Below are 16,496 nucleotides of genomic sequence, written 5' to 3' on the forward strand. Positions count from 1 at the left end.
TTGAAGTATTTTTTTAAAATTTTCCTGATTTTAAACCTTATCTGGGGGAGCAGTTGCCAAAACGAACCGGTAGAACCGGATCTGAAGGCAACTGCTGCTCCGGCATATTTTAATTTAAGCGCCTTTATTTCGGAGCAAGCTGAGCTGCTGCAAGCCAGTCAGGTAAAAGTAAAAAAGACCATAACCGCCCTACCCGACTCGCCCGAAACTAAGGTGTTGCAAAATATAAATTGGGAACAGGAGCTGGAAACTTTTACCCAAGCCGATATTAATAAACCCGCCCTACGGGCCGCTTACGATGTAACCACCAGTCCTACCACCAATGGTCAAACTAAAACCATTTACCGCCAACGAGCAGGTTACCGCGACACCCCGGTCGAATATTTAGAAGTAATTACATCTGCGGATAAGCAGGTTGTAGCGGTTACGGGCCGGCACCGGGAAAACAATTATCTGGTAAAATCCGGAAAAAATTTTTCGTTGAGGTGCGCACCGGTTAATGGTAAAAACCGCATTGTAGCATACCGAATAAGCGGTACTCAAAAAACCATTTTCTTTGATCCGTTGCAGTATACCGTACAAGGAGATATTCAATAAATTAGACTAATTTTTAAAAAATTAGCATCAAAATTTATCCGGGTTTATAAGTATTATTGGTTAATCTGTCTTTTTGCCTTAAAATTTATATTCAGCCGCTTAAACTTTTTTAATTGGCCGGGCTTGTTATTATCTCAAAATAATTTACTACTTTCGGCAGGCACGTAGGTGCTTTAGTATCATCAAACAACATTTTCTTTAAAAAAACTCATGACCAACAGTTCGGTATCTCGCGAGCCCGTTACCAGTCCGGCTACAACCAATGCCAGTTACATGCGCTCTATCATTATTATAGGCACCTTATTTTTTATTTTCGGTTTTGTTACCTGGTTAAACTCGGTTTTAATTCCTTACCTGAAAATAGCTTGCGAGCTTAATAACTTTGAATCGTACTTAGTGGCATTTGCTTTTTACATATCATATCTGGTGATGGCCATTCCGTCGGCGTGGGTGCTAAAAGCCACTGGATTTAAAAAAGGCATGTCGGTGGGCTTACTTATTATGGCGGTAGGTTGTTTAATTTTTATTCCGGCTGCTACTTCGCGTACGTACATTTTATTCTTACTGGGCTTGTTTGTGCAAGGTACCGGTTTAGCTATTCTGCAAACGGCCTCTAACCCATATATCACCATTCTGGGGCCGCGGGAAAGTGGCGCCAAACGCATTAGCATTATGGGTATTTGTAATAAAGTGGCCGGCGCTATTGCTCCTATTATTCTGGGTAGCATTGTGTTATCCGAAGCCGATACTCTGGTAACCCGTTTAAATGGCATGGATGCCGTTCAGAAAGCAGCAGAACTGAATGAGCTAGCTTCCCGGGTAATTATGCCCTATATTATCATGACCGCTATTTTGTTGGTATTAGCCGTACTTATTTACTTTTCCGGCTTACCCGAAATTGATACCGATCAGGAAGATGAAACCGTAGCGGTAGCCAATACCAACAAAACCAGCATTCTGCAATTCCCGCATTTAATTATGGGTACCTTGGCTATGTTCTTGTACGTTGGGGTTGAAGTAATGGCGGGTGATACCGTTATTAGTTATGCGCACAACGCACAAGGTATTTCTTTAGATACCGCTAAATTCTTTACATCCTGCACCTTGGTGGCCATGATTGTGGGCTACGTTATTGGTATTTTAACTATCCCGAAATACATTAAACAAGAAAAAGCCTTGCAGATATCTGCTATTCTGGGGGTTATTTTGTCGGTAGTAGCTATTTTAACCGACGGGTACGTTTCAGTGCTTTGCGTTTCTTTGTTAGGTTTAGCAAACGCTTTGGTATTCCCGGCTATCTGGCCATTGGCTATTGCGGATTTAGGCCGGTTTACCAAAATTGGTTCGTCGTTCCTGATTATGGCGCTGGCTGGGGGTGCGTTAATTCCGCTGGCTTATGGGCGCCTGGCCGATGTGCTTAACCTGCAACAAGCTTATTGGATTATGGTACCTTGTTATTTATTTATCTGGTATTATGCCGCTATTGGCCACAAAGCCCGCGCGTAAATACAGATTTTTAAAAATTTTAAAAGCCTGGCCTTGTGCCGGGCTTTTTCATGATAGGGGATATCGTAAATTAAAGTATTTTTAAAAATCAAATACTAAAAACAAAACGTAACAGTTACCGATTACAGAACTAAGGCTCCTGGTATCTCTAAGCTGGTTTATGTTGCTTGGTAAATTCTTCTTCTTTTAAATAATAGTGCATGCAGTTGCGGGCAAATAAATTTCTCGTTTTTATTATCAGCTTCTTTCTTATTAATAATGCCGCTTTAGCGCAGCAAACTGCTCCGTCCCGGCGTTGTGCTACCAACCAAGTAACACAACAACTCGCGCAACGCTTGCCGGGTATAGCTGCCCAACAGCAAAGAGCAAAGCGCCAGGCCCAGGTGTTTCAGCAGCAAAAAAAGTTAGCCCGCTTGCAGCAACCAGTTATTGTGGTGCCGGTGGTGTTTCATGTAGTGTACCGTACTAGCCGCGAAAATATATCTACGGAGCAAATATTATCGCAATTAGACGTATTAAATACCGATTATCGTCGTATGAACGCGGATTCTGCTAAAACTTTGCCTCAATTTAAAAACCGGGCCGCTGATACGCGCATCCAGTTTTGCTTAGCCACCCGCGACCCCAACGGACAGCCAACTACAGGTATAACCCGCAAAAGAACTACCGCCACCAGTTTCGACCTGGATGATGCCGTGAAGTTTTCCAGCTACTCCGGCCAGGATGCCTGGGATGCGGAACGTTACTTAAATATTTGGGTGTGTAATTTGTCCGGCGAAACCCTGGGCTACTCGCAATACCCCGGTGGGCCCACCGAAACCGACGGCGTTGTGCTGGATTATACCACCATTGGGCAACCACCCGTAAACCCGTTTGCCTCTAATTATAATCTGGGCCGTACCGGCACCCACGAAATAGGCCATTGGCTGGGACTGCAACATATTTGGGGCGATATTGATGACGGAAGCTGCAGCGACTCCGACGATATTGCCGATACCCCAAATCAGGACAAGGCTTCTTCCGGTTGCCCTACCGGCACCGTAGTTTCTTGTAATAATAGTTTGCAAGGCGGCAATATGTATCAAAACTTTATGGACTACACCGACGACGCCTGTATGAATTTATTTACCCAGGGGCAGGCAGAATATATGCAAAGCATTTTAAATACGGTCCGGCAGGATATATTAACTACTGCCGTAGTGTGTGCCGTACCTTTAACAGCCGACTTTGTAGTGTCTGATACTATTATTGTGGCGGGTACCACCGTGCAGTTTAACGATGCCAGCGTGGGGGTAAAAGCCAATCAGTGGAGCTGGACTTTTGAAGGAGCCAGTACCGCTACTTCAAGTCAGCAAAACCCGGTGGTGCGGTACGATCAGCCGGGTACCTACACGGTGTCGCTTACGGCCAGCTTTAACTCTGTTTCGGATGCAGTTACTAAAACACAATACATTCGGGTAACTGGTACCGAAGCCATTATTTACCCTAATCCCGCACCCGATAAATTAAATATTGAAGTGCCCGCCAATAAAGAACTGCAGCGAATTGAGCTAATAAACAGCGTGGGGCAGGTAATACTTACGCGGCAAGCTACGGCTAACTTTATAACTATTAACTTACCGGCTATGGCGAATGGCTTATACACTTGCCGTTTGTGGTACAAAGATGGCCGCACTGACGTTAAAAAAGTAGTAATTGCCCGGTAGCTGATTTTATTTTAAAGGACTGGTAAATCTAAAAATTTAAAAATTTAGAATTATAGGCGCCTTATTTTAAAACTTAACGGAACAATCTGGCAATAAAAATGTTATTTGCTTGCATAACTTGCAAAATTTAGGTGGTTTTTTAAAAAAATACATCTAAGCTGCTGAAAGTTCGTAACATACTTATATATTTACGGCACCAAATAAGAATATGAAAACAAACGCTTTTTCTTCGGCTCAATTTCAGATACCTGCGGCATGCTGTGGTTTCTGTTGTATGGCTATGGCGGGAAAGGCTTAATTGTAAGTTTATATAATTATCAAAAAGGCCTTTTCTGCTACCAGGAAAGGCCTTTTTAATTCTGTACTAATTCTATTAAAACGATATAGATAATATGTTATATGTAGCCGCTTCTTGTTGTTGTATGTGTTGTTTTGCCCCGCTAACAGATTGGCCGGTATAAACTATTACATTCTGCGGAGTTATTAGTTTTGCGTTGGGCCTTTCTTCGGTAAGAGAAGGCCTTTTTAATTTAGAAAAAATAAAAAATTTAAAAATAGAACATGTTAAGTTTTCGGACCGAATTTGAAAATCCGTTGGTTTCAAAAGAAATTATTGAACTCGACAAAAAAATACGCCAGTTCCGGGGTGGCCAAATTCCCGACGAAAAATTCCGGAGTCTGCGTTTAACCCGCGGTATTTACGGCCAGCGCCAGCCTGGCGTGCAAATGGTGCGCATTAAGTTGCCATTTGGCCGTTTAACGGTAAAGCAATTACTCACCATTTCTGATGTATCGGATGAGTACGCCAGCAAAAACCTGCACTTAACCACCCGCCAGGATATTCAGATTCACTTTGTAAGCCTGGACCGCACGCCGGAACTATGGGCCAAACTAGCCGAAGATGATATTACCTTACGCGAAGCTTGCGGGAACACGGTACGTAACGTAACTGCTTCGTTTGATGCGGGTATTAACCCTGAAGAACCGTTTGATGTTTCACCGTACGCTTACGAAACCTTCCGGTACTTTTTACGCAATCCTATTTGCCAGGACATGGGCCGGAAATTTAAAATTGCGTTCTCAGCCAGCGAAGCCGATACCGCCATGGCCTACATGCACGATATTGGTTTTGTGCCGAAAGTAAAAATAGAAAACGGCGAAGAAATCCGGGGTTTCCGGGTAGTAATGGGCGGGGGGTTAGGCGCGCAACCCATGCTGGCTAAGTTAGGTTACGAGTTTCTGCCCGAAGACCAGGTAATTCCGTTAATCGAAGCTGTTTTACGGGTATTCGACCGCCACGGCGAACGCGTTAGTCGCAACAAAGCCCGTTTAAAATATCTGATCGCTAAGATTGGTTTTGAAGCCTTCATGGACTTAGTGGCCATAGAACGCACCGCTATTAAGAGCAAGACCTATACCATCGACCGCAACAGCGTGCCACAACCCGAGCCAGCGCCTGCGCGCGAGATTCCGGCCGTTGAAATTTTAAACCAGAACCATTACGAGGCCTGGTTAAAAACTAACGTTACCGAGCAAAAGCAAAAAGGATTCTACTCTGTAAAAGCCCGCGTGTTAATGGGCGATATTAAAACTGCCGAAGCGCGTAAACTGGCTGCTTTGGTACAGGATTTTGCCGCCGACGATATTCGGGTAACCGCTAACCAGGGCTTGCTGTTTAAATACATTCGTCCCGAAGCTTTACCTTACTTTTTCCAGGAACTGAATAAATTAGGTTTAGCCAAACCGGGTTTCGATAGCACCGCCGATATTACAACCTGCCCCGGCACCGACACCTGTAACTTAGGTATTACCAACAGCATGGGTATTGCCGAAGTGCTGGAAGACATGATTAAAGAAGAGTTCCCGGATTTAATCTATAACCACGACATTAAAATTAAAATTAGTGGTTGCATGAACTCCTGCGGGCAGCATGGTTTGGCCAATATTGGTTTCCACGGCAGTTCTATTAAACACGGTAACGCCGTAGTACCAGCTTTACAGGTAATGTTGGGTGGTGGTACTCTGGGCAACGGCGAAGGCCGGGTAGCCGACCGGGTAATTAAAGTGCCTACCAAGCGCGGTCCGCATATCTTACGCTTTTTATTCAACGACTTTGAAGCTAACGCTCAGGACGGCGAATATTTCAACTCGTACTACGACCGCCAGGGCAAAAACTACTTCTACCAGTTATTAAAGCCACTGGCCGATTTAAGCACCATGGCTCCCGATGATTACAAAGACTGGGGCCACGTAGAAGAATACGCTACTGCCATTGGGGTAGGAGAGTGCGCCGGCGTTATGATTGACCTAGTAGCAACTTTGTTGTTTGAGGTAGAAGAAAAACTGGAGTGGGCAATAGAAGCTTTAAAAAATGGTCAATACGCCGATTCTATTTACCATAGTTACAGCATATTTGTGGGTACTGCCAAAGCTTTGTTATTAAGCAAAGGCGTGTCCTGCAACACACAAATTGGTATTATCAACGATTTTAATACCCACTTTGTAGCCGATGGTACTTTTACTTTCGCGCCGGATTTTAAAACCCACGTGCTGCAAATCAATCAAAATGAACCTACTCAGGAGTTTGCCCTGCAGTATTTAACCGAAGCCGAAACCTTCTTGGCGGCCGCTAAAACCTACCGCGGCGACGAAGTAAAACGGCCCGAAGTATTGGCAGATTTGCTAAACGCTTAATTCTTTATTCTGCACGACAGATTTTTTAAAAATTTGGTATTTATAACCAGGCAGAAGTTGCTTTTTTATACTTGATAAACAATCAATTATAAAGGTGACTTCTGCATTTTTTGTTTTAAAGTCGTTATTTAGTCTACAGAATCAGTTTATTTTGCAACAGTTCAGATTTTAAAGCCAGCCGGTGAAAATCTGTTTTATTTAATACATATATTATTAAAATTCTGTGTTAACTGAACCTAAAACTCTTACCGCCACTAACCAGGAGAACTATTTATTTCCGGTTTTCCTGAAGTTGCACGAACTGCATACTTTAATAGTAGGTGGTGGCTTGGTGGGAGAAGAAAAAATTACGGCGGTGCTGCGCAATAGTCCGGAAGCCCGGGTAACGCTGGTAGCCACTCAAATTTTGCCTCAAATCCGGGAATTCGTCGCATCTTACCCGCAAGTTACTTTAATCGAAAGACCTTACGCCGCTACCGACCTGGAAGAGAAAGACCTGGTTATTGTGGCTACCGATGATAAAGCCTTAAACCGGCAAATAAAACAACAGGCCAAAGCCCAAAAGTTACTCGCCAACGTAGCCGATACGCCGGATGAATGCGATTTTTACCTGAGTTCTATCGTCCAGAAAGGAAATTTAAAAATTGCTATTTCTACCAACGGCAAATCGCCCACGGTGGCCAAACGGGTAAAAGAAGTTTTAAACGACACATTTCCGAACGAACTGGAAGCCGTACTGGATAACCTGCAGCAAATTCGGAACAGTTTAAAGGGCGACTTTGCCGAAAAAGTAAAACAACTAAATACCATAACCGCAGTACTGGTGGATAAACCAGTTACTCCTACTATCACTGAAGCGCCTAAACCGGCGCCGGTGCCTTTGGTGCAACACATTAAACATTCCTGGCGGTATCGGGTAATTATTGCCTTTTCTTGTTTAGGTCTGATGATTTCCGGACACTTGCTGTTCAGCTTTTTACCGCTGGATACCATTGGTGGCTACGCTTTGCAATTAGCCGACGATATTGATTCTCAGATTCTGTGGTTTATGCTGGCGGGTTTTGTGGCGCAAATGATTGATGGGGCTCTGGGTATGGCTTACGGGGTAAGCGCCAGCACCTTCTTGCTCACGGTGGGTATTCCGCCGGCGGTGGCCAGCGCCAGCGTACACGCTTCCGAAATATTTACTAGTGGCGTTTCGGGTTTAATGCACCTGCGTTTCAGGAACGTAAATAGCAAATTATTTAAAAATTTACTCTTGCCCGGCGTTTTAGGCGCTATTCTGGGAGCTTACATTCTTTCTTCTGCCGAAGATTACTTATACATCATTAAGCCGCTGGTGGCTTGTTACACTTTGTTTCTGGGGGGCGTGATCATTAAAAAAGCGATAAAGAAAACTACCAAACGTAAACCGGTTCGCAAACTAGGCATTCTCGCTACCTTTGGCGGTTTCCTTGATTCGGTGGGTGGTGGTGGCTGGGGGCCAATTGTATCTTCGTCACTTATTGCTAGTGGCCGCAGCCCTTTGTACACCATTGGCTCCGTAAACTTGGCGGAGTTCTTTGTATCGTTGGCGAGTTCTATCACTTTTATTACGCTGCTGGGCTTTAATCACTGGCAGGTAGTAGCCGGTTTAGTGCTGGGTGGGGTAGTAGCTGCTCCTATAGCCGCGGTACTGGCGCGTAAACTTCCCATAAAAGCCATGATGATTTTAGTAGGATTAATCGTGATTCTGGTAAGTTTGCGCAACATCATAACCATGATTTTTTAAAATTTAGTATATCCGGTATTAGTTAATCAACAACCATTTTGGTAGAACTTAAAATTGCTTATAGCCGGAAACTGATTAGCTGCGTAGCCAACAAGTTCCGCACTGAATGACTATATTTTTATTTAGGCACTTCTAATAACTTGAAACTTGCAACTTGTAACCTGCAACTAATTTAATAACCTTTCAACTTTCCAACTTTTTAACTTTTTAACTTTTCAACCCATAACTTGCAACCTGCAACTTGTAACCTGTAACCCGATTCAAACCCGTGAAAGATAAAGAAACCCAAGTAATCCGCACTTACCCGAAACGCAGCGAGTTCCGCGAGCATTCTACGCCGTTGTATCTTACGTCCAGTTTCACTTTTGAAACCGCGGAGCAAGGCCGGGCTTTGTTTGCCGACGAAGTAGAAGGCAACATTTATTCCCGGTTCTCTAACCCCAATACCAGCGAATTTATCGAGAAAGTGTGCGTGATGGAAGGCGCCGAAGATGGCTTTGCTTTTGCCACAGGTATGTCAGCGGTGTTTTCCGGTTTTGGCGCTTTGTTGCAATCCGGCGATCATATTCTGGCTTCGCGGTCGGTATTTGGTTCTACGCACCAGTTGTTAACCAAAGTATTACCCAAATGGGGCATTACCGCTACCTACGCCGATGCCGATCGCCCCGAAGAATGGGAGGCTTTGATTCAACCGAACACTAAGCTCATTTACATCGAAACGCCTTCTAATCCGCAGTTAGAGTTAATCGACCTGGAGTGGCTCGGGAATTTAAAAAAGAAGCATAATTTAATTTTAAGCGTCGATAACTGCTTTGCTACTCCTTACCTGCAAACGCCCATTTCATACGGGGCCGATTTGGTAATTCATTCAGCTACCAAGTTTATGGATGGCCAGGGCCGGGTTTTAGGTGGTATCATCGTGGGTCGGCAGGATTTAATCGACGAAATCCGGTTTTTTGCGCGCCACACCGGGCCGGCCTTATCGCCGTTCAATGCCTGGGTTTTAAGCAAAAGCCTCGAAACCTTACCCGTGCGCATGGACCGGCACTGCGATAATGCTTTAGCCTTAGCGCAACACCTGGATCAGCACGCGGAACTGGAAAGTGTTTTATATCCGTTTTTACCGTCGCACCCGCAGTACGAACTGGCCAAAAAACAAATGAAACAAGGCGGTGGCATTGTAACATTTGTGGTAAAAGGCGGTTACGCCCGCGCGCACAAATTTATGGATGCCTTAAAAATAGCTTCTAAAACCGCTAACCTCGGCGATTCTCGCACTACCATTACGCACCCGGCTTCTACGACGCATTCTAAGCTAACCGATGCCGAACGGGAGGCCGTTGGTATATCCGCGGGTCTGATCCGGATTTCGGTAGGCCTGGAAAACGTCAATGATTTAATTGCCGATATCGACCAGGCTTTGGCTGCTACGCAAGCATGAAAAAAGCACTTTATTACCTGGTAGATGTTTTTACAGATAGCGCTTTTGGCGGCAATCAGTTAGCGGTATTTCCGAACGGAGAGGAAGTGCCGGAGCATCTCATGCAGCAAATTGCGAAAGAGCTAAACCTTTCGGAAACTACGTTTGTGTTACCGCCAGTTAACCCGCAGAACGATATTAAACTGCGCATCTTCACGCCGGCTCAGGAACTGCCCATGGCCGGGCATCCTACTATTGGTACGGCCTACGTGTTGCTGCAACAAAAATTGCTTGCTGCGGAAGACCGTAACCAGTTAATTTTCGAAGAGGGTGTAGGGGATATAGCCGTAGCTTTTGAAAAATCTGGCGAAGTTCTGGGGCAGATTACCATGACGCAGCCTTTGCCAAAGTTCGGCCAAACCGTTACGGACATCCAAGTTCTGGCGGATTTGCTTTCGCTGAGCCCGGATGATATTTTGTCAGAGCCTGCCGCCCAGGTAGTATCATGCGGGGTACCTTACCTGTACGTACCTCTAAAGAACCTGGCCGCGGTAAAAAAAGCCCGTTTACGCAGCGATGTGTTAGAAAACCAACTAAGCCACGTTGGGAGCCAAAGTGTGTTCTTGTTTGCTATGGAAACCGAAGATCCGGCTAATACCGTGCATGGCCGCATGTTTGCCCCCGCATTTGGAATTGTTGAAGACCCAGCAACGGGTAGTGCCTGTGGCCCATTAGGCTGTTATTTAGTGCAACATAAGTTAGTACTGGAGCAACCCATTGCGCATATTATCTGCGAACAAGGTTATGAAATGGAACGACCAAGTTTGTTATACTTAACTATTGAGCAAGAAAATAATAGCATTACCCAAGTAAAAGTAGGTGGGACGAGCGTACTGGTAGGTGAGGGATACTTTTATTTGTAAATTTTAAATTTTTATAATTTTAAAATTTTATAAAAAAGGCAGCTAAGGAGTTAGTTGCCTTTTTTATTTAAAGAGCTATTCTACTATAGTACCTATTTACTTCTTCACAGAATCCTGCTTGCCGAAGAGCGCTTGTGCGATGCGTGATCTTTTTCTTTTCTGCGTAAGGCTCTCCAGAATGCCTTTGCTTTTAAACCGTACGTACCACATCCCGGCCCAATCCCCCGTTTGGTAACCAGCGTGCGTGGAAGCAAAATCTTTTGGTAATAATTTTTGCTCTTCCGGCGAAAGCGTTTTTCCGGGTTGGCCGTGGCATTGCAAGCACAAGGGGTTGGCCATAAAAATGGGTTTGGTATACAAAAGTTCGGTAGTGCCCACCCGGATTACCTGAGGTTTTAAAGGTTGTTTTTGCTTCTGAAAAGCTTGGTATTGTTGCAACTGCTCTTGTAGCAACAAACTGGCGGGGTCGGTAGCAGCATTTGGCCAGGTTTTGCCCGTACGGCCCACCTGTGCCTGGTATTTTTTAGCCATTTGGTTTACTGCGGAGTCCTGCATCTTTTGGCGGTATTGCAGGGCTTGTTCAAAGTTACCTGAGTCGAGTTTATTTTTTAAAAATTGCAGCATTTGCTGGTCCGCCTTTCGCAAAATACTATCGCCTACCCGGTGGGTTTCCTGTATAATCATAGGGCCGGTAATGCGTTTAACCTGGTGGCGTTCTACTTCAGCGGCCATTTCTTTGCCGTTTGGTAGCTTCTTCGGCTCGCAACCACCAATAAGTATTAAACTGCCCAATTGTAAAAAGAACGATATTACAAGTAACAGTTTCCGGGGAAGAGAACAAATCAGCATAAAAATGGGTTTTATAGAGGTAATACTTACCGGCTGATAAAAGCGTTTAAATAAGAACAAATATCTGCGTTAGGTAAAAGATAAACAACAAAAATAGCGTACTCGCTGTTCTGGGCAATTTACTTAAACCCATCACCATCAACCGGTAAATTTTATTAACTTTGCGTTTTAATATAGATAGTTGCAGCCATGTTAGATAAGTTAGAGGCCATTAAAGAGCGTTTTGACGAAGTAAATCTGCTTTTACAACAGCCCGAAAGTATGAGCGATATGAAAAAGTACAAGTCGCTTAATAAAGAATACAAAGACCTCGAAAAAATTGTTATTGAATACAGAAAATACCAAAACCTGCTCGGCAATATCGAAAATGCCAAGCAAGTAATTGCTACCGAAAAAGACGAAGAATTCCGGGAAATGGCCAAGGAAGAGCTCGACGAGCTGTATCCGCAGGTAGACGAGATGGAAGCCTTAATTAAAGATTTGCTTATCCCGAAAGACCCGAACGACAGTAAAGATATTATCATTGAAATCCGGGCGGGTGCCGGGGGCGACGAAGCATCTATTTTTGCCGGCGACTTGCACCGCATGTATTCCCGCTTTGCCGAAAAACAAGGCTGGCGCATGGAGTTAATCGATGCCCAGGAAGGTACTTCGGGTGGTTACAAAGAGATTATCAGCAGCATTTCCGGCGAAGACGTGTACGGTAAAATGAAGTACGAGTCGGGCGTGCACCGCGTGCAACGCGTACCCGCTACTGAAACGCAAGGCCGTATTCATACGTCGGTGGCCAGCGTGGTGGTACTACCGGAAGTTGAAGAATTTGACATTGAGTTGGACATGAACGATATCCGGAAAGACTTGTTCTGTGCCTCCGGACCAGGTGGTCAGTCGGTAAACACTACCTACTCCGCAGTTCGTTTAACGCACTTACCTACCGGTATTATGGCACAGTGCCAGGACCAGAAATCGCAGTTGAAGAACTATGATAAAGCGTTAAAAGTATTGCGTTCCCGGATTTACGAAGTAGAGCTCGCCAAGAAAAATGAAGAAATGGGAGCCCAGCGCAAAAGCATGGTAGGCGGCGGCGACCGTTCCGATAAAATCCGGACGTATAACTACCCGCAAGGCCGGGTAACGGATCACCGTATTGGTTATACCGTGTACAACCTGCCCAACGTAATGGACGGCCAGATTGACGACTTTATCGAAGAACTACGCATAGCCGAAAACGCCGAACGCTTGAAAGAAGGGGTAGCTTAAGGGTTGCAGGTTGCAAATTGATAAAAATTTAAAAACGAAAGTAGCGGGCAGTAATGTCCGCTACTTTCGTTTTATAAAAGTAGTTAAACTTTAAAAATTTGCTCTTGGCGTGTACTTTTGCTTACCATAAGCTTATTTTATTCTGCAATTAACGTAACATAATTTGCTCTATAGGTTACTAGGATGAACGATAAGCAGTAGCTAAGTGTAAAGATACCAGTTTGGCTCTAGAGGGCCTTCTAAGGTTCTGGTTCTGCGCAGCAGAATTCCGACGATAGGAGGAAAGGAAGCTTAGACCAGCCCGAAAGAGCCAAACGAGGCCTGCCGGCCATGAGGCAAACTCAGCCGTTTCAAATACGATAGAACCTGAGTCTGGAGGCTTGAAAAGGCTCCAAAAAACAAACAGCAGCAAATCGAATCCATTATCAAATAAGGAAAGTCATCAAAAATCCCAGGTTATTTAATACAGCAGTGTTATTTCAAAAAACAATACAAACTTTTAAAACTAAAACATCCGGGAGATTACTGGTACTTTGCTTTTTCATCAGTTGGACATTATACAGCTTAACCGCTTGCGAACCCAAAGAAGATATTATTACTACCGATCCGGCTGCGAAGCTGGAGTTTTCTACCGATTCTGTTAAGTTTGATACCGTTTTTGTCAATACCAGCAGCGCGAGCCGGGCTGTTTGGGTATATAACCGCCAGAACAAAGCCGTAAAAATTAGTGAAATAAAGCTTGCTCAAGGCAATAACGCTTATCAGTTAACCATTGATGGGCAGGAAACCAATCACGCCAGCAATGTGCTGGTACGCGGCCGCGATAGCTTGTTGGTGTTAGTCAAAGCAAAAATACCAACAACTACCGATACCACAGCCTTTATTCTGACAGATGCCATTACTTTTTTAACGAATGCTAATCGCCAGCAAATACCGGTAGTCAGTTACGGGCAAAATGCCTACTTCCATACCAAAGCCGAAATTACAACAAATGCTATTTGGAAAGCCGATAAGCCCCACGTAGTAAATAACTTTGTCCGGGTAAAAACGGGTGTAAAGCTAGCTATTGAAAAAGGCGCGAAAATTTATTTTGGCAAAGATGCCGCTTTATTTATTCACGGGAGTTTGCAGGTAAATGGTACCCACAACCAGCGGGTCGCTTTTAAAGGAATCCGGCGGGAGCTTTTTTACGCCAGTGTTCCGGGGCAATGGCAGGGCATTAAGTTTGAAGCTACCAGCCAGAATAACAGCATTCACTTTGCCGATATTAAAAATGCAACCTATGGCCTGTGGGCCGCTAACCCAGACCGCGATGAAACAGATTATGATCTGGAAATAAACCAAACGGTTATTCAAAACATGTTCGAAACCGGTATCCGGAGCCACGGGGCCGATGTGCGGGCGATAAATTCGTTAATAACCAATTGCGGCCAAAGCGCTGTGTTGGGTTTAGGTGGCGGTAATTACCAGTTTATTTATTGCACGCTTGCCAATTACACGGTAGGCTTCCGGCCCGAAACGCTTACAATGCATTTCTCGGACCGGTTAAAAGAAGCCGATCAACCTAATCAAGATTACCGCGTTAAACTACTCGTGCAAAATTCCATTATCTGGTCGGGTAAACGATCTAACTCCACCTTTCCGGATCAAATCCGGATTAACAATGAGGCGGGTACAACGCCCCAGTTAGAACTGCGGAATTCGGTACTGCAAACTGTTACTTTGGCGGAGCATCCCGCCTTTAATTGTTGTAGTAATTTATTAAACATCGACCCCAAATTTAAAGCACCCACAGGTAGGCTAGAGGTAGATACGCCGGATTTCCGGCTAGATACTTTATCGCCGGTTAGTAATAAGGCCATGGCGCTGCCCGAAATAACTAAAGACCTGGATAATATAAATCGCCACGCAACCACGCCCGATCCGGGCGCTTACGAACGTACAAAGGAATGAAATGGTATCAGAAAAGTATTCGCTTGCCCGCGCTTAAACGCGGTTATCATTTAATTACGGATTTGCTCACCGCCGAATTACCCGAACTAGAAGGCATAAAAGTTGGTTTGGCGCACATATTTATTAAACATACTTCGGCCAGCTTAACCATTAACGAAAACGCTGATTTCACGGTACGGCAGGATTTTGAAAGCCATTTTAACAAGATGGTACCCGAAAATGCGCCGTATTACCGCCACACCCTCGAAGGTCCCGACGATATGCCCGCGCACATCAAAGCTTCGTTGCTGGGTAGTTCCGTTTCGATACCCATTACCGATGGGGCGTTTAATTTAGGAACCTGGCAAGGCATTTACCTGGGTGAGCACCGCGACCACGCTACCCGTCGGTGGTTGGTAGTTACCCTGCAAGGCGAGTAAAAATTTAAAATTTTAAAAATTTTAAATTTTCAAAATAAAAGGCCGGTTAATAAACCCGTTAAGATAATGTAAGGTGGGGGGACTTCAGTCCAGAGCAGAAGGCAGAAGGTGCCCACTACAATAGCAATGTTTGCCAGATTCGTGTCAATGGGATGGTACAGCAAAATGGCGGCTGCGGCTACCATGCCCGAACTCACGGCGTTAATTCCTTCCAGTGAAGCTTTAATTACCCGGTACTTGCGGAGTTCGCCCCAAAACCGGATTACAAAAAAGATCAGGAAAGTACCGGGTAAAAATATACCCACTGTACCGATAAATGAACCTAATAGCTGCCCGCCAATGCCGTAATCGCGCATGGCTAAAGCCCCCAGGTACGAACAAAAGGCAAACACCGGCCCGGGTAAAGCCTGCACCATCGCAAAACCCGATAAAAATTCTTCGGAAGTTAAGTATTGCTTAAATTCTACAAATTGCGAGTACATTAACGGAATGAGTACTTGTCCGCCGCCAAAAATTAAACTGCCATTCCGGTAAAAGTTTTCAAACAGCTTAAAACCGCGTAATTGGGTAGTGCCCCCTAGTACTGCTGCCGCTATAAATACCGCCGTGTATAAAATAAAATTGCTCCAGTTAATGCGTATTTTCTTATCCGGCTCAATGGGTTGTGCCTTATACCGCAAGGCCGTAATGGCGCCGCCAGCTATCAAAAGTATCGGGTAAACCCAAGGCATGTTAAAAAAATAAGAAATGTTAGCCGAAATCACCATCATGCCAATGCCGGTTTTGGTATTTACTACCTTGGAGCTAATGCGGTAAGCCGCAAACGATACAAAGCCCACCGCCATCGGTAATATAAACCGCGTAAATCGTAGCGAAATGTTATTAGCCTGCAAATACGACATGGTTAACCCCATCAAGGTCATGATAAGGGTAGCTGGCGCAATCCAGACGAGGAGGGTAAGATAAGCTAAATTAGGGCCACCCATGCGAAAGCCAATAGCTGTAATGGTTTGGGTAGATGTTGGCCCGGGTAGAATCTGGCAAAGGGCATTTAACTCAATCAGCTCGGCTTCGGTAAGATAGCGGCGTTTTTCCACGAGAATTTTAAACATCATGGAAATGTGTGCCTGTGGCCCCCCGAAAGCAGTAAGCGCCAACCAAAGTACATCTTTCAGAAAAATGTAGTTTCTGGGGCTTAAAACTTTTTGACCTTTGGACCACGGCTGAGAGTCCACTGGTTTAGGATCTTTTATTAGTCCATGGTCCACAGGCAACAAAATTATAATTAGTTAATAGCTGATAGTCGATAGTCCACAGGCTATAGTCGATAGTCGACAGATCATAGTTCACGATTAAAAAACATTTTAGCTGGTAGAATAAACTGGGAAAAATAAATCA

At 44.6% G+C, this 16,496-nt stretch carries 12 protein-coding genes; 10 read left to right on the forward strand and 2 right to left on the reverse strand.

Going from position 1 to position 16,496, the window contains the following annotated elements; translation table 11 throughout:
• The 7 genes from HUW51_RS08560 to HUW51_RS08590 all read left to right on the forward strand — a co-directional run bounded on the left by HUW51_RS08560 (position 1) and on the right by HUW51_RS08590 (position 10,617).
• Positions 1-597, forward strand: a complete 597-nt coding sequence (locus HUW51_RS08560; RefSeq protein WP_185273557.1) for a hypothetical protein — start codon at positions 1-3, stop codon at positions 595-597.
• Between the two features lie 210 nt (positions 598-807).
• On the forward strand, positions 808-2,103 hold the full coding sequence (locus HUW51_RS08565) for a sugar MFS transporter (RefSeq protein WP_185273558.1): 1,296 nt from the start codon (positions 808-810) through the stop codon (positions 2,101-2,103).
• A 200-nt stretch (positions 2,104-2,303) separates the two neighbouring features.
• Positions 2,304-3,809 carry a M43 family zinc metalloprotease gene (locus HUW51_RS08570; RefSeq protein WP_185273559.1) on the forward strand — a complete coding sequence of 502 codons (1,506 nt, stop codon included), beginning with the start codon at positions 2,304-2,306 and terminating at the stop codon, positions 3,807-3,809.
• Positions 3,810-4,370: 561 nt separating this feature from the next.
• Positions 4,371-6,503 carry a HEPN domain-containing protein gene (locus HUW51_RS08575; protein WP_185273560.1) on the forward strand — a complete coding sequence of 711 codons (2,133 nt, stop codon included), beginning with the start codon at positions 4,371-4,373 and terminating at the stop codon, positions 6,501-6,503.
• A gap of 223 nt (positions 6,504-6,726) precedes the next feature.
• Positions 6,727-8,274: a TSUP family transporter gene (locus tag HUW51_RS24865; RefSeq protein ID WP_185273561.1), complete on the forward strand. Its 1,548-nt coding sequence runs from the start codon at positions 6,727-6,729 to the stop codon at positions 8,272-8,274.
• A gap of 268 nt (positions 8,275-8,542) precedes the next feature.
• Entirely contained in the window at positions 8,543-9,715 is a 1,173-nt protein-coding gene (locus HUW51_RS08585; protein ID WP_185273562.1) for an O-succinylhomoserine sulfhydrylase, read from the forward strand.
• Positions 9,712-10,617: a PhzF family phenazine biosynthesis protein gene (locus HUW51_RS08590; protein ID WP_185273563.1), complete on the forward strand. Its 906-nt coding sequence runs from the start codon at positions 9,712-9,714 to the stop codon at positions 10,615-10,617. The genes HUW51_RS08585 and HUW51_RS08590 overlap by 4 nt, the downstream gene beginning before the upstream one ends.
• 96 nt (positions 10,618-10,713) lie before the next feature.
• Here HUW51_RS08590 and HUW51_RS08595 read toward each other — a convergent pair whose 3' ends face one another.
• Positions 10,714-11,466 (reverse strand): c-type heme family protein, encoded by a 753-nt coding sequence (locus HUW51_RS08595; protein ID WP_185273564.1) that lies wholly within the window; start codon positions 11,464-11,466, stop codon positions 10,714-10,716.
• Between the two features lie 189 nt (positions 11,467-11,655).
• On the opposite strand from HUW51_RS08595, the gene prfA reads away from it, so the two are divergent.
• The 3 genes from prfA (at position 11,656) to HUW51_RS08610 (ending at position 15,098) form a co-directional block, all read left to right on the forward strand.
• On the forward strand, positions 11,656-12,726 hold the full coding sequence (prfA, locus tag HUW51_RS08600; protein ID WP_185273565.1) for a peptide chain release factor 1: 1,071 nt from the start codon (positions 11,656-11,658) through the stop codon (positions 12,724-12,726).
• 471 nt (positions 12,727-13,197) lie between these two features.
• On the forward strand, positions 13,198-14,679 hold the full coding sequence (locus HUW51_RS08605) for a hypothetical protein (protein ID WP_185273566.1): 1,482 nt from the start codon (positions 13,198-13,200) through the stop codon (positions 14,677-14,679).
• Positions 14,676-15,098: a secondary thiamine-phosphate synthase enzyme YjbQ gene (locus tag HUW51_RS08610; RefSeq protein ID WP_185273567.1), complete on the forward strand. Its 423-nt coding sequence runs from the start codon at positions 14,676-14,678 to the stop codon at positions 15,096-15,098. Before HUW51_RS08605 ends, HUW51_RS08610 begins: the two co-directional genes overlap by 4 nt.
• Before the next feature lie 29 nt (positions 15,099-15,127).
• On the opposite strand, the gene chrA is transcribed toward HUW51_RS08610, so the two are convergent.
• Positions 15,128-16,333 (reverse strand): chromate efflux transporter, encoded by a 1,206-nt coding sequence (chrA, locus tag HUW51_RS08615; protein WP_185274469.1) that lies wholly within the window; start codon positions 16,331-16,333, stop codon positions 15,128-15,130.
• Positions 16,334-16,496: the final 163 nt, after the last annotated feature.

Source organism: Adhaeribacter swui, from assembly GCF_014217805.1.
In the GTDB taxonomy this organism is placed as follows: Bacteria; Bacteroidota; Bacteroidia; order Cytophagales; family Hymenobacteraceae; genus Adhaeribacter; species Adhaeribacter swui.

What these genes read in the sequence shown, in the direction of transcription:
- HUW51_RS08610 (WP_185273567.1), top strand. Translation starts at nt 14,676, where the DNA reads ATGAAATGGTATCAGAAAAGTATTCGCTTGCCCGCGCTTAAACGCGGT.
- HUW51_RS08570 (WP_185273559.1), top strand. Translation starts at nt 2,304, where the DNA reads ATGCAGTTGCGGGCAAATAAATTTCTCGTTTTTATTATCAGCTTCTTT.
- HUW51_RS08575 (WP_185273560.1), top strand. Translation starts at nt 4,371, where the DNA reads ATGTTAAGTTTTCGGACCGAATTTGAAAATCCGTTGGTTTCAAAAGAA.
- prfA (WP_185273565.1), top strand. Translation starts at nt 11,656, where the DNA reads ATGTTAGATAAGTTAGAGGCCATTAAAGAGCGTTTTGACGAAGTAAAT.
- HUW51_RS08590 (WP_185273563.1), top strand. Translation starts at nt 9,712, where the DNA reads ATGAAAAAAGCACTTTATTACCTGGTAGATGTTTTTACAGATAGCGCT.
- HUW51_RS08565 (WP_185273558.1), top strand. Translation starts at nt 808, where the DNA reads ATGACCAACAGTTCGGTATCTCGCGAGCCCGTTACCAGTCCGGCTACA.
- HUW51_RS08595 (WP_185273564.1), bottom strand. Translation starts at nt 11,466, where the DNA reads ATGCTGATTTGTTCTCTTCCCCGGAAACTGTTACTTGTAATATCGTTC.